Origin of the sequence: Eudoraea algarum, assembly GCF_050589645.1 — a bacterium.
Classification (GTDB): domain Bacteria; phylum Bacteroidota; class Bacteroidia; order Flavobacteriales; family Flavobacteriaceae; genus JBNGOQ01.
The window spans coordinates 442,523-455,773 of record NZ_JBNGOQ010000001.1 but is presented as its reverse complement, the minus strand read 5'-3'; the positions used below and the strand labels follow the sequence as shown (position 1 = coordinate 455,773).

The 13,251-nt window shown below is 42.3% G+C and carries 9 protein-coding genes; 4 read left to right on the top strand and 5 right to left on the bottom strand.

What is annotated here, in order from left to right:
* Nucleotides 1–680: 680 nt before the first annotated feature.
* The gene (locus tag ACRD67_RS02085; RefSeq protein ID WP_430965374.1) at nt 681–3,116 is read right to left on the bottom strand and encodes an ABC transporter permease; all 2,436 of its coding nucleotides are present in this window, start codon (nt 3,114–3,116) and stop codon (nt 681–683) included.
* A 455-nt stretch (nt 3,117–3,571) separates the two neighbouring features.
* Between ACRD67_RS02085 and ggt the strand changes: the two genes are divergently transcribed.
* The 4 genes from ggt to ACRD67_RS02065 all read left to right on the top strand — a co-directional run bounded on the left by ggt (nt 3,572) and on the right by ACRD67_RS02065 (nt 8,726).
* On the top strand, nt 3,572–5,242 hold the full coding sequence (gene ggt / locus ACRD67_RS02080) for a gamma-glutamyltransferase (protein WP_430965373.1): 1,671 nt from the start codon (nt 3,572–3,574) through the stop codon (nt 5,240–5,242).
* A 107-nt stretch (nt 5,243–5,349) separates the two neighbouring features.
* Nucleotides 5,350–6,036 carry a DUF4386 domain-containing protein gene (locus ACRD67_RS02075; RefSeq protein WP_430965372.1) on the top strand — a complete coding sequence of 229 codons (687 nt, stop codon included), beginning with the start codon at nt 5,350–5,352 and terminating at the stop codon, nt 6,034–6,036.
* 586 nt (nt 6,037–6,622) lie between these two features.
* Entirely contained in the window at nt 6,623–6,994 is a 372-nt protein-coding gene (locus ACRD67_RS02070; protein WP_430965371.1) for a nuclear transport factor 2 family protein, read from the top strand.
* Nucleotides 6,995–7,340: 346 nt separating this feature from the next.
* Nucleotides 7,341–8,726: a mercuric reductase gene (locus ACRD67_RS02065; RefSeq protein WP_430965370.1), complete on the top strand. Its 1,386-nt coding sequence runs from the start codon at nt 7,341–7,343 to the stop codon at nt 8,724–8,726.
* A 204-nt stretch (nt 8,727–8,930) separates the two neighbouring features.
* On the opposite strand, the gene ACRD67_RS02060 is transcribed toward ACRD67_RS02065, so the two are convergent.
* The 4 genes from ACRD67_RS02060 to ACRD67_RS02045 all read right to left on the bottom strand — a co-directional run bounded on the left by ACRD67_RS02060 (nt 8,931) and on the right by ACRD67_RS02045 (nt 13,154).
* Nucleotides 8,931–10,058 carry a cytochrome P460 family protein gene (locus tag ACRD67_RS02060; RefSeq protein ID WP_430965369.1) on the bottom strand — a complete coding sequence of 376 codons (1,128 nt, stop codon included), beginning with the start codon at nt 10,056–10,058 and terminating at the stop codon, nt 8,931–8,933.
* A gap of 524 nt (nt 10,059–10,582) precedes the next feature.
* Complete coding sequence (locus ACRD67_RS02055; RefSeq protein ID WP_430965368.1) at nt 10,583–11,431, bottom strand: helix-turn-helix domain-containing protein; 849 nt, start codon at nt 11,429–11,431, stop codon at nt 10,583–10,585.
* Nucleotides 11,432–11,476: 45 nt separating this feature from the next.
* A complete protein-coding gene (locus ACRD67_RS02050) occupies nt 11,477–11,833 on the bottom strand; it encodes a DUF3291 domain-containing protein (protein ID WP_430965367.1) in 357 nt (118 codons plus the stop codon).
* Nucleotides 11,834–11,987: 154 nt separating this feature from the next.
* Nucleotides 11,988–13,154: a helix-turn-helix domain-containing protein gene (locus ACRD67_RS02045; protein ID WP_430965366.1), complete on the bottom strand. Its 1,167-nt coding sequence runs from the start codon at nt 13,152–13,154 to the stop codon at nt 11,988–11,990.
* Nucleotides 13,155–13,251: the final 97 nt, after the last annotated feature.

The following is a 13,251-nucleotide window of genomic DNA, read 5'->3' as shown; positions in this document are numbered from 1 at the left end:
TAAACGTACAATAACGGGGCAAAGAGCATAAGCATTGGCCCTCCTATTAGAAAATAGACAGGCCATGAGTTCTCCACATAACCAAAAAACGCAATTTTCAGGGTTATTACGACAATAAGCAGGCAAAAAACACCAAGAATTCTATTTCGGTTATTTTTTTGAAGAAGATTCAAGACACCGGCCACCAGAACCTGCAACAGCATACAAATATAAAGGCCAATTAAAAATGGGCTAGCATTCATCCTAACAAACAAGTTGATTCCGAAAGACTGTAATGTAGTAAATTATTCAATTAAAGAGGAGGTTGCGCCAATTGGCCCGTTTTAGTAGCCCTGAATACGAATTCAAAGAACATTAAAATCAGAATTGTCCTTATATATGGATATAGGATCAATGATCTTGTCCTTACATTCCGGACCACTGAATAATAACATGGAAAAAGATGGACACAAAAAGACCAGAAAACGAAACTCGATAGAGAAGCGGTCTTTTACCAGCAAACCTATTGATGAGATTGAAATTAAAGCTGATTTATATCGCATCAAAGAAGTACTAAGGTTTTTAAAGAAATATGAACAAAAAAGGTGTAGAACATATAGTTCCTGGCCGCCCTTCGGGACGCCAACATACCATATGCCAACCGCTATTTAATGGCCCTGAAAAACGAACCTTTTGTTGGGCTACTCCGTTCGCAAACTCTTCACAGGGTTTACGATGGCCGCTTTGATACTTTGGTAGCTTACCGTTATGATCGCAATGGTTACGGCCATAAAGGCCGCTGCAACAAACACTTCCCAACCCATCTCTATCCGGTAGGAGAAGTTTTGGAGCCATTCGTTCATGGCAAACCAACCTATGGGCAATGAGACCAATATGGCTATGCCCACAAGTTTAAGAAAATCCATGGTGAGCCTATAGGATATTTGGGTTATACTGGCCCCATGTACTTTTCTGACGCCAATTTCCTTGGTTCGCTTTTCGGCATTAAAAGCGGCCAATCCAAACAATCCCAGACATGCTATGAGAATGGAGAGCGAGGTAAAAATGAAAAAGATACGGCTCAATCGCTGCTCGGCCTTATAGGTTTTGTTGAAGGAATCTTCCATAAAATAGTAGTCGAACGGCTGCCCTGGGGCCAGTTTGTTCCAAACCGCTTCGACACCGGCAATGGCGCTCTGAAAATCCGCACTGCTCAGCTTAATGGCCATGGAACCCGCCTGATCGCTAAGGTGCAGGCTTAAGGCTTCTATATCTTCCCTAAAGGGTGAAAAGTGAAAGTCCTTCACTACACCTATAATGGTATAGAATTTGGCATCGGCCGCGCCCATGTCCGGGGTGTAACGTTTGCCTATAACCTCCTGTGGGGGCAATCCGATCGTTGCGACCGCGGATTCATTGATGATGATGCCTGTGGAGTCATTTTTAAACCTTCTGTCAAAATTCCTGCCCGCAATTACTTCAAATCCCATGGTGGAAATATAATCATGGTCCACGCCCCAGGTCTGCATACTAAGCGCACGTTCCTGATCGGTTGCCCCGTCTTCGGGAGCAAAGGTGCTGTCCCCGCGCGCCGAGGGTGTGGGGAAAAAACTGCTCAAGGTGGCATCTTTCACGTACCCCAATTTTTTCACCTCTTCCTTGAACGAGCTAATTTGATTCCCAACCGTGTATACGTCATTGACCACCAGTACCTGATCTTTGGAAAAGCCCAAATCCTTGTTTTGGATATATTTCAATTGCTGATAGACCACCAAGGTTCCAATAATCAAAAAAACGGAAATAGCGAACTGGAAAATGACCAGTCCGTTCCTTACCTTGCTCCCCCCCAGGTTATTGCTATTGGAACCTTTAAGTACTTTTACAGGAACAAATTTTGACATAAAGAAAGCGGGATAGCTTCCGGAAAAAAGACCCAGGACAATACCGGAGGCCAACAGGATCAGCCAGAAAAGAGGATTCCCGTAGGGTATTGAAATATCCTTGTCGGCGAGCTCATTAAAGAAGGGCAGCGCCATTATCCCCACAAGGATTGCAACCAGTAGGGCGCCAAAGGACACCAGGCCCGATTCCACCAAAAACTGACGGATCAAATCCGCTTTATTGGAGCCCAAAGTTTTTCTGACCCCTACTTCTTTGGCCCTTTTTAACGAGTGTGCCGTAGACAGGTTCATAAAGTTCACGCAGGCCAAAACCAGGAGAAATACCGCTATAAAACCCAGGATATAAATGCTCTGTATATTGTTGTTGGGACTTATCTCCGCCACCCTGTCGGACCTAAGGTGTATATCGGTCAACGGAATGGTGCTATAGATCAAATGGTTGCCCGCGGCTTTGAACTGTTCTTCCGTAATGCCCGGCATAAATTGCTGCACCCCGGGAACCACATATTTTCCCAAAAAATCCCGCAAAGGGGCCTGAATGTCATCCACCTTGGCCGTCGGAATCAATTTAATAAAGGTCTGGTAATTGTTGCTGCCCCAGTTTACAATCCTGGAGTCTTCATAACCGGCCATTGCCATAAAGACCGAGTGGTCCCTTAAAAAGGAATTCTTTGGCAGGTCATCTATTATGCCGGTTACCGTAAACGTTTGGGTATTGTTCAACAGTAGGGTCTGGCCCACGGCCTTGTTGATGTCGAAGTGCTTTTCCGCAGCGGTCCTGGTCAAAACTAGGGTATTGGGCTGTTTTAGGGCCGTTTTTACATCGCCCACCAACAGCTTTATTCCAAACATTTTAAAAAAGGTAGAGTCCACAAAAGTGGATTGCAACTCCTTCACATTGATTTCGGTCCCCGAGGGTTTTACCAATACGCTACCGCGGGTACGAAACCTGGTGGCAAGTTCCACTTCGGAAAAATCATTGTCCACGGCTTCTGCCATCGGGGCAGGGGTTACGGCAAACTCGCGGGCCTCACCGCCGAATTTAATGTCCGCGTTTACCCGGTGGATACGGTCCGCATCGGCAAACATGGCATCGTAACTCAGTTCATCAAGGATATACAGTGAGATAAGGAGCCCTCCGGCTATGCCTATGGCCAGCCCAAAAATGTTGAGGAAGGTAAAGAAGGGTTGTTTTTTAAGGCTCCTCCAGGCGATTTTTAAATACGTTTTAAGCATGACTGTCGTTTTTTGATGATGATTTTTCGTTTTCCATACTGTAGCAACCCTGTTATGGACACAACAGCGTCCCCGCTACGGATGGAAACCATGATGACTACCATATTACCATATTTGTGCCACGTTTATAAATAGCTGTGTATTAACACTTTGTAAACAATTTTAAAAAAATGACCCCAAAAGTGTAAAAAAAATTTACAAAAAGTATCCAATATTTTGACATTTCACCATTATACGTTGGGCGGTTTTCGCTTCGCCCAGCGGAAAAATAGGAGGAAGAAGGTCCTCTAAAATGAACCTTTTACGGCATATGGACTTTTCCATTCCCCGCTTTTTACCGGCCTTTTTTTAGGGGCATTGGACACCAATTCAAAAAACATTAAATTAGTATGGTTCGTATAGGTATTATATGATTATTCGTTCCATTTCTACCTAGGTGACAAAGGGGCAACAGTATGGGGAAAGCAGGTTTATTGGTTGTATTGCTATTGGGTTTTACCGTGCTGGAAGCTCAGGACAGACTTTCCGGGAAATCGTTTGCAAGCCGGTCTGAGGTACTGGCAAGAAACGGCATGGCAGCTACCAATCATCCTTTTGCCACCCAAATTGCGATCGAAACCCTTAAAAAAGGAGGAAGTGCCATTGACGCTGCTATCGCAGCCAATGCCTTTTTGGGTTTAGCAGATCCCGGCATGAACGGAATTGGCGGTGACCTTTTCGCGATTGTTTGGGATGCCAAAACTCAAAAACTCCATGGCCTCAATGCCAGTGGAAAATCTCCCCAAAACTTGTCCCTGGATAAACTAAAGGAGGAACTAAAAAATGGGCGTACCTATCGATCTGGTATCCTTTCGGTGACCACGCCCGGTTGCGTTGACGGCTGGTTTGCACTTCATAAAAAATTCGGCAAACTGAAATTTGAAGCCTTACTTAGGCCCACTATAAATTACGCTCGGGAAGGCATACCCATCACCTCGGAAACTGCCGATTTTTTCAAACTTGTTGAACCTCGTATTACGTCATCGGATAACGAGACCTTTAAACACGTTTATTTTACGGAGGAAGGCAGATTCCCCGAAAAGGGAGAAATCTTTAAAAATCCGGACCTGGCCAACACCCTGGAAATCATTGCCCAAGAAGGTAGGGATGGATTTTATAAAGGAAGAATCGCCCAAGCCATAGAAGACCTAATGGCTGAAAACGGGGGCTATCTTACACAAGAAGATTTGGCCCAAAACAAAGCCGTTTGGGTTGATCCGGTATCCATTAATTATAGAGGCTATGATATTTGGGAAATGCCCCCCAATGGTCAGGGAATAGGGGCTTTACAAATATTGAATATTTTAAAAGGATTCGACATCGCCAGCATGGGATTTGGTAGTTCGGCCCATATACACCATTTTCTTGAAGCCAAGAAGTTGGCGTATGAGGATATGAAAAAATATTATGGTGACCCGAACTTTGGCCGCATTCCATTGGATGAATTATTATCTGATGCATATGCCGCAGCAAGAAGAAAAAACATCGATATCGATAAGGCCGGGACCTATGAACCCGGAATAATGGCAGGAGACCATACCATCTATTTAACGGTTGCCGATAAAGACGGTACTATGATCTCCCTTATACAAAGTAATGCTGCGCTGTTCGGCTCCCTACAGGTGCCCAAGGGTCTAGGTTTTGTACTTCAAAATAGGGGTGCGGGGTTTGTGATGGAGGAGGGTCATATTAACCAGTATGCTCCCAATAAGAGACCCTTTCACACCATTATCCCTGCTTTTGTGACCAGGGACAATGCCCCCTTTATGAGTTTTGGCCTTATGGGCGGTGACATGCAACCCCAAGGTCATGCCCAAATCATCGTGAACCTAATTGATTTCAAGATGAATGTTCAGGAAGCGGGAGATGCGCCTCGAATTTATCATAGAGGAGAACGGTCAACAAATGGGGATGTCTACCTGGAGTCGGGTTTTGACTATGAGACCCTAAGTGAACTTATGGATAAAGGGCATGTTTTAAGGATGCGAAAAGGGATTTATGGAGGGTATCAAGCCATCCTATTGAAAGACGGCGTTTATTACGGAGCATCCGAATCGAGGAAAGACGGTCAGGCTGCGGGGTACTAAGGCATGGCTACAAATTCAGGACCGTTAGGCAACTATTGATGTAAAAAAAACGTCTTTATAGATAGTTAGCAACCCACAGTTGCCCATCAACCTAAAAAACTATACCGATGATCTCTAACAGAAAGGCCGTCCGAATTGCAGGCGTATTGTTTCTGCTGCAGATGACTGCGGCAGTTATAAGTCACGAAGTGATATTATCGCCTTTATTAGGAGGTTCAGACTTTTTGGCGGATGTGGCCGCTCAGGCCACCGAGGTGAAAATAGCCATCCTCTTTGACCTGGTTTGTGGGGCATCGGTTTTTGGCATAGCGGTTCTGCTATTTCCCATTTTAAAACAACATAGCGAGCGTATTGCCCTATGGTATGTGGGGCTTAGGCTGGGTGAGCTATTTGCGTGGGTTGCTGCCGGAACCGTTCTTTTGATCCTGTTATCAACAGGCCAGCAATTTGTACAAGCAGGAATGCCGGAATCTTCCCATTTTGAGGTTTTGGGCAAAGCGCTCAGATCGGGGCGTAATTCAACGGTCGACCTAAACCTTATCGTTTATTGCCTAAGTGCCTCGACCTTTTATTACTTGTTGTTTAGATCAAAGCTCATCCCGCGATTCCTATCCGTCTGGGGGTTACTGGCCGTCTTGCTATTGTTCACGGAGGTCATGTTAATTATATTCACCAAAACGTTCAGAATGTGGATGATGATGCCCATGGGTCTCAATGAATTGGTTTTGGGGATATGGCTCATAGTGAAAGGATTTAATACCACTGCAACCACTGCTCGTTCAACGATTCAATAAACGAACCGGTTCCAATTTCAATAGGTTTTGAGGAAAAGGGATAATCGCTGGGAGGCCACATTCAGTGATCAGTGCTCAGAAATCAGAAGTCAGAGGTCAGAAATCCGAGGTCAGAGGTCAGGACTTAGCACTGACAACTGCCCCCTGCCCAATGTTCAAAGTGCAAGTGCAAGCCCAAGGTTCCTGGTTGATCATTGTTAATTGCTAATTGTTTATTGTTCACTGCCCACTGCCGGATACAATGTAGCGCGCCATACGCTAAGCGCCAAGCGCATTGCCAACTCATCGTTCATAATTCAACACTTAAGACTTAACGGCCAACACTGAAAACTGCCTACTGCTTACGGTTTCTGGTTTCTGGTTTCTGTTAATTGAAAATTGTTCATTGCAAACCGCCCACTGTCAGCATACACCACAGCCTGTGCCTCCGCTAAAGCTATGGCGACATGTGGATGGCGTAGGTGTGCACACTGCTTACTGCCTAGTGTTCAAGAATGTCAGCATCCGTTAACTGATTGATATCATTTTAATTGGGCGTGATCAGGATTAATTTTGTAGTTCCAGTGTAATCCTAAAAACATCTATCATGAATCAAGAGCATCCCAACATCGCTGTTTTGAAGAAATTGGATCTCACGAATATCGCCGGAGCTGCTGACCTGTTGGCCGAGGATGCCGTCTTTCGTTATTTTAATCCGCGACTCCCCGATGTCCAGGGAGACTATGTGGGCCCAAAAGGTTTTCAGGCGTTCTTCGAAAAAATAGGAGGACTTACCAAAGGCACCTTTAAAGTTAATCCGATTTCTATCTTTGCTGCCGGAGATGAACTGGTCGTGGTGCACAGCAAGAACACCATGACCCTGGAAGATCAACAAATAGCTACCCATGTGGTGGTGGTTTGGCGTATTGTTGACGGTAAGATTAAAGAGGTCTGGGACATCCCGTCCGTGTATTCGTAAAGGTTAGGGGTCATGAAGTTGCTCACTGACTCTTTGGCCCGGTTGACCATAGGCCATTTTTTACAATCAAATTCGAAACGGACCTGACCACCTAAAATCACCGAATTTTATCCAAAAAGTACTGCTTTCATGGCTTATGGAATGGAGTTCGCCCAAAAAATGCCCCGCATGGGTGCGCTTTCAATTACCGTTGGGTTTGTTATATAGAAACCCTTAAATCATTTATCTTTAGGTCAGGGCAAATCATTTGCGCCATGGGAAGGACGGCAACTTGACCCATAATCTCGGGCAGCGCGTAACCCATTGTACATTGGACCCATTGTAAAACACAAATACCCTTAACATCATGAAGCATTTTTCCCATCTTATTATCGGAACAGGTCAGGCAACAGGAGTGTTACTGGGAAAACTCATTCCCACCAAGGCCACTATTGGGGTTATTGAAGCGGATAAAGTGGGCGGCAGTTGTGTGAACTATGGCTGTACCCCTACCAAAACCCTAGTGGCCTCCGCAAAAACCTTCCATCAGGCCCAAAGAGGGGATTTTTATGGCTTTCGGGCCGAGAATTTACAGCTTGATTATGGAAAGGTAAGAGCGCGTATGAACAGTATTAGAAATGGTGGCAGCAAAGGCCTAACCAACTGGATGGACAACACCCCCAATGTGGACCTCATGATGGGCACCGCCAGGTTTATAGGAAAAAAACAAGTGGAGGTGAATGGCGAGGCATGTACCGCAGACCATATATACATCAATGTGGGGACCCGGCCGTCGGCCCCGCCAATTCCAGGTTTGGATGCTGTAGATTGGTTGGATAGTGCCGGACTGTTAGATCTGGATAAGGTCCCCGAACATTTGGTAATCATTGGGGGAGGCTATATCGGGGTGGAATTTGCGCAGGTGTTCCGGAGATTTGGGGCCAAGGTCAGTATTATCCAGCGCGGGACCCAGTTGATGCCCCGGGAAGACGAGGATGTAGCCAAGGCCGTACAAGAATTTTTGGAAGAGGAAGGAATCGATATTTACTGCCATGCCAACACCCTAAAAATTACGCAAAAAGGCGATTCCAAAGAAGTGGAGATCCAAGTAAACGGGGAAGCGAAGTTATTGTCCGGAGACCAGATCTTGGTAGCAGCAGGGCGGGTTCCCAACAGCGATACGCTAAACTTGGAAAGTACCGGAATAAAAACCAATGCCCGTGGCTATATTGAAGTGGACAACTATTGCGAAACGGCCGTCAAAGGGGTCTACGCGGTGGGCGATGTTAACGGACATGGCGGGTTTACCCATACCGCAGTGAACGATGCAGAGATCGTTTTGGACAAGCTCTTCGGAGGGGACCGGACGCTCGACGGACGGAATTTGATCTATGGCCTGTTTACCGACCCCCCACTGGGCCGGGTGGGCATGACGGAAAAAGACGCCAGAAAAAGTGGCAAGAACGTTTTAAAGGCCATCAGACCGATGAGCAGGATAAGTCGGGCCAAAGAAATGGGCGAAACCAAGGGATTTGCCAAGTTATTGGTGGATGCCGATACGGACCTGATCCTGGGTGCTTCTATTTTAGGGGTCGGGGGCGATGAAATCATCAATATGTTTGCCACGATCATGCATTCCAATATTCCGTGTAAGCATTATAGAAAGGTGGTATTGGTCCATCCCACGGTTTCCGAGTTGATGCCCTGGATTTTGGATGGGATTCAGGAATTGATGGAGGAAAAGGGCCTCTGACAACCTTTAACCCCTTCGTTTGTTCTTTCCGATTAATTCTCAAAAGCAAAGGAGATCAACTTAAGACGTGGATAACTTCAAGCTTATCCGATTACCATGAAAAAATTGAACTCTGTAAGAGAATAGATTGCCCTGGCACAAGCTCCGTCACATAGATTCACTTTAAATTTCCCTAAAATCAAGGTTTAGATTACCTAATTGCCTTTAATTCTGAAAAGGATATACAGTTTTTACCATGTCTTTGCTACCTATCATATGACAACTGGTACATCCAATAACACCATTGCCAATGGCCTGGAGAGCATTGGAATTCTCTGCGCTGGTCACCTCGTACCAGAACCAACCATTACCTTCATCTGAAATTTCCTGGGTCTTGACCATAACCGCCCAACCAGATAGGTTGTTGTTCGCATCGAACATTTCCTTTACTATAGCGGATCCCATGGGGTGTTCACTATTGTTTGCCTCCAGGGAATTTACGATAGCTTCGTTCATATAAACTCTTACCGGAAGCCCCAGTTTCGTATGAGGTCCCGCGGACGGATGTCTGCCCTTTTCTTTTGCTTTAAACGCTTCATATTTCTTATCTGACAAAAAAGAGAACAGTGCTTCCTTATCCACTGGCAGATCTAAATTCAAACCCTCTGGCGTAGGAGCACCAGCTTGCCATATTTCATCCATTGGATCTTCACTCATATGCATCATACTGAAGGGTCCATCACCGCGTTGTGAGGAATTCTCCGGAACAACATCGGCCCCAACTCCTTTAGCAGCACGCAAGACGGGATAAAATTGTGTGAATACAAAATCGTCCGCTGCAGTCTGGTCGTGGCATAGATTGCATTGGTTAGTCTTAAAGGCAACGCCCCTGTCCTTCAAATTTGGTTCATCGTGATTGGTAAAACTGAAATAGGCCCAATTACCGGGTTCATCAGGGAATCGTGTTTTATCCTTAATAGTGGCCTCTAAACCTTGAAATTCGCCCATGAAGTAACCGTTGCCACTGGTGGCGGTTTTTGCACCCACGCTAATCAATTCTTTCATCAGAATGGTACCGTCCCTGAATTCTCCGGTAGCTTTATAATGTTCGTAACTCACAGGATCTATGTATACACTATGAATTTCCGGAAATGGCGCCAATCCGTTATTTAGTTCGTTGGGTGTTACCGGTGCTCCAACATAGACCCAGGTTCTATAGTTGGTAGGCCGAATGAGTTCATCTCCCTCGAATGTGTAAAACGTTACATTTTCATAACCTTTCTCAACGTCATTGCAAGAAGTAAGAGTAAATAAAACTCCCAATACCAGTGTTCCTAAAAGTTTGTGATTCATTTTTATTGTTTTTATTGGTTAATTACCAAATGTTTATGGTAACAAATAAGGTTGTCTTGCCATTTATTCAAGATTTGGTGTTCACTGAAATCGATTTGATGATTTTCGTCCATTGTTACCAAATAAATTATATAAGAAATGTGGTTCGCGGTATACTCAATGTCCGCCACTTTAAACTGTAAAATCTGCAGAGGTTCCACCACCTTTTGAAGTAGCTGTATAGCCGAAGTTTTTTTATTGGTTTTAGCCATATTATCTAGAATTACATTGACTATGTCTGCATAATATTTTTCGACCAAAACGTTATAATTACCTGATGACAATAGCGAAAGGAAGTGATTTAATACATTTTCTGACATACTATCCGAGTGTTAACATATTCGTTGAAATAAATGTTCCATATATCCTCAACCTAGGCTATATCTAGTGAAGACGATACATGCTTTTACAGTGAACACTACAAACTTAACCGAAGAATACGTGTTGTAAAATGTGGATAATTCCAAATTGCTTGTACATTCCACCTAGGTAACCGGAGTAAATACTCTTTTTCTAAATTGAGTAGGACTTGTACCTACATTTTTTTTAAAAAATTTTGAAAAGTTACCCGGTTCGCTGTATCCCAAATTGTAGGCAATTTCCTCAGAAGTTTTATCTGAGAATAGCAATAGACGTCTTGCCTCAATGAGGATACGTTCATTTATGAATGATAAGGCTGTCTTTTTGGTATGTTTTTTAATGATACTTGAAATGGTTTTAGGAGATTTGTGGAGCAACTCCGCATAATCAGTGACCTGATGTTTATTTCTAAAATGTGTTTCTACCAAATAACTGAATTCTCCTATAACGGTAGAGGCTCTATTTGGTATTTCATCATTTTCGCACCGGTTGTTGACCATTCTTTTGAACATGATCAACAATTTTTTTAAAAGTACCATTAACATCTCTCCCTGAAAACGATCCTTGCGTTCAAATTCTTTCTTGAATAATTTAAATAATAGCTCAAAATTTTGGGTGTCGGCTTCATTAAGTCGAACTAATGGCAGGATTAGTGCTCCTTGAAAAAGATAATCTTGAAAAGATAATTTACCTGTGTAATCCCATAGGTTATAAAACTCTTTGCTGAAGATAAAAGAAATAGCACCTTCGGTATGAGGTTCAATGTCCAAGATATTTAAAGGAGAGCATAATAGTACGTGGTTCTTTTTTACAATTATTTGATACCCATCTATCCCAATAGTTATGTTCCCTTGTCTTGCCCAAATTATTTTATAATTATTACCCTTTCCCAATCTTTCCGAAAAAGAAGCACAGTTAAAGTCCGTTAGCGCAAAACGACTTTTATCAGTAAGACCAGAGTAGATATGATTCACGACTCAGAGATTTATAACTTATTTAGGTTTTCTATCAATTTATATTTAAACATGTGACTTCCCTTTGATTTTAAGCAAGATTATTGCCTCCTCCCAATTCGGTAACGTATATGCTTCAATCGTAAGCGTTTTAATTTCTTTTGCTATTGTTTTAGACTTTCCAATTGCGTGCTTGTGCGCCTCATTATGAACAAATCTTTTTATATCATCTTTATTTCTCCACAAGGTCATGGTATAGTACTTTATCCAACTACCTTTCTTTTTAAATTCAATACAGTTATGGGATTTAAGTTGATGAACTATGTTTTGATTAAATATTAAAAAAGCAAAAATTTTAAATGGCGATTTTAGCTCAATTGATGTTATAGCTACAATCATTTTGTTTCTGTACTCTAGCGCCATTAAATTTTGATCTACAAACATTATCAACCTCCAGTTCGCAATATTTCCTAATCATTTGTTGATCCCATACCCTAGGTCACAAATATTAAGAACATTTGAGATTTAAATGCTTCATTCGCTAAATTGAGACCTTTTTACTAGTACGTAAATGGTCTTAGTTTGTAAATTGAGCTTTTTGGAACTCTTTTGGAGAAACCCGCACGTACTTTTTAAAGATTCGGTTTAAGGAGGCTTTTGAGTTAAAACCACTTTCTATGCCAAGTGCCAGAATGGTATATTTACGATTTTCAGGATTAGCTAAAAGGTTTTTTAGGTACTCTACCCTAAAACCATTGACATAATCAAAAAAAGACATACCCCCTTGCGTATTAATGGTTTGAGATATTTTGTGCGTGCTAATTTGAAGACGGTCTGAAAGATTCTGAATTTTTAACTGTGGATCCAGATAAACTTTTTCTTCATCAAGGAGTTGGTTTATTTGGATAAAGAGCAAACGCAACTCTTCTTTAGACAAGGAGGAGGTCCTATATTTCAGATGAGGTGAACTGACATTAAATTGTGTATTATCACCGCTCTCGTAATTATCCAATTCTTTAGGTTCTAAGGATTCATGAAATTCAGCCAGCGTATATTGTCTAATTCCATTATAACATAAATAAAACACGGCCAGAACCATCGTAATACTACTAATTGTGATAATGATAGGAAGGTTTTTTTGAATCCCAAGATCTACAAGAGAAAACAGAATCAATTCAATTATATGAAGTATTAAGTAAACATAGGTGAAATTTCGAAACCAGTTTAAGTGAATCAGTTCAACAGACGAATATTGATTCTTGATTTTATTTTGATACCATTTGATCTTTTTCAAAAACCAAACGGAGACCACTATAATAAATAGATAAAGTGCCTTGTAAATTAATGTATGAATCAGAGGAGGTGATTGGAGAAGTGCTTGCACTTTTTCGGGTGTGCTGTAATCGCTGACAAACACAACATCAATAAGCATAAAAAGGTTGAAGACGATGGCAAAACTAAAGATCCACCACCATTTTTTTCTAATTTTATGTTCTTCATCGATTAAAACTAAGCCATAGATTAGAAAACTCGGAAATAGAAAAGTGTTGAATAGATAGGTAAAAATAAGTTTTAATACCGTAAGACCGCCTTCATGTATCCAAATATTGGTAAGTAGTACAAGTCCAAATAGTAAGATTGTTAAAATGAGCAAATAATCGCTGGTTACTTTCTTTCTTTTTAGAAAAATGAACAACAGAAAAATCCCAAGAATAGATATCCCAACAATATTTACTCCAATCATTTTGAGTTTTGTTAATTGCTAAACAACTAAACTGGGGAACTTACTCTATTGAAAATTAGCAGTTTATATAAATATAGTCAAATATTTATACATGGGC

Coding starts and splice junctions, on each gene's coding strand:
- ACRD67_RS02085 (WP_430965374.1), bottom strand. CDS start 3,116: ATGCTTAAAACGTATTTAAAAATCGCCTGGAGGAGCCTTAAAAAACAA.
- ggt (WP_430965373.1), top strand. CDS start 3,572: ATGGGGAAAGCAGGTTTATTGGTTGTATTGCTATTGGGTTTTACCGTG.
- ACRD67_RS02075 (WP_430965372.1), top strand. CDS start 5,350: ATGATCTCTAACAGAAAGGCCGTCCGAATTGCAGGCGTATTGTTTCTG.
- ACRD67_RS02070 (WP_430965371.1), top strand. CDS start 6,623: ATGAATCAAGAGCATCCCAACATCGCTGTTTTGAAGAAATTGGATCTC.
- ACRD67_RS02065 (WP_430965370.1), top strand. CDS start 7,341: ATGAAGCATTTTTCCCATCTTATTATCGGAACAGGTCAGGCAACAGGA.
- ACRD67_RS02060 (WP_430965369.1), bottom strand. CDS start 10,058: ATGAATCACAAACTTTTAGGAACACTGGTATTGGGAGTTTTATTTACT.
- ACRD67_RS02050 (WP_430965367.1), bottom strand. CDS start 11,833: ATGGCGCTAGAGTACAGAAACAAAATGATTGTAGCTATAACATCAATT.
- ACRD67_RS02045 (WP_430965366.1), bottom strand. CDS start 13,154: ATGATTGGAGTAAATATTGTTGGGATATCTATTCTTGGGATTTTTCTG.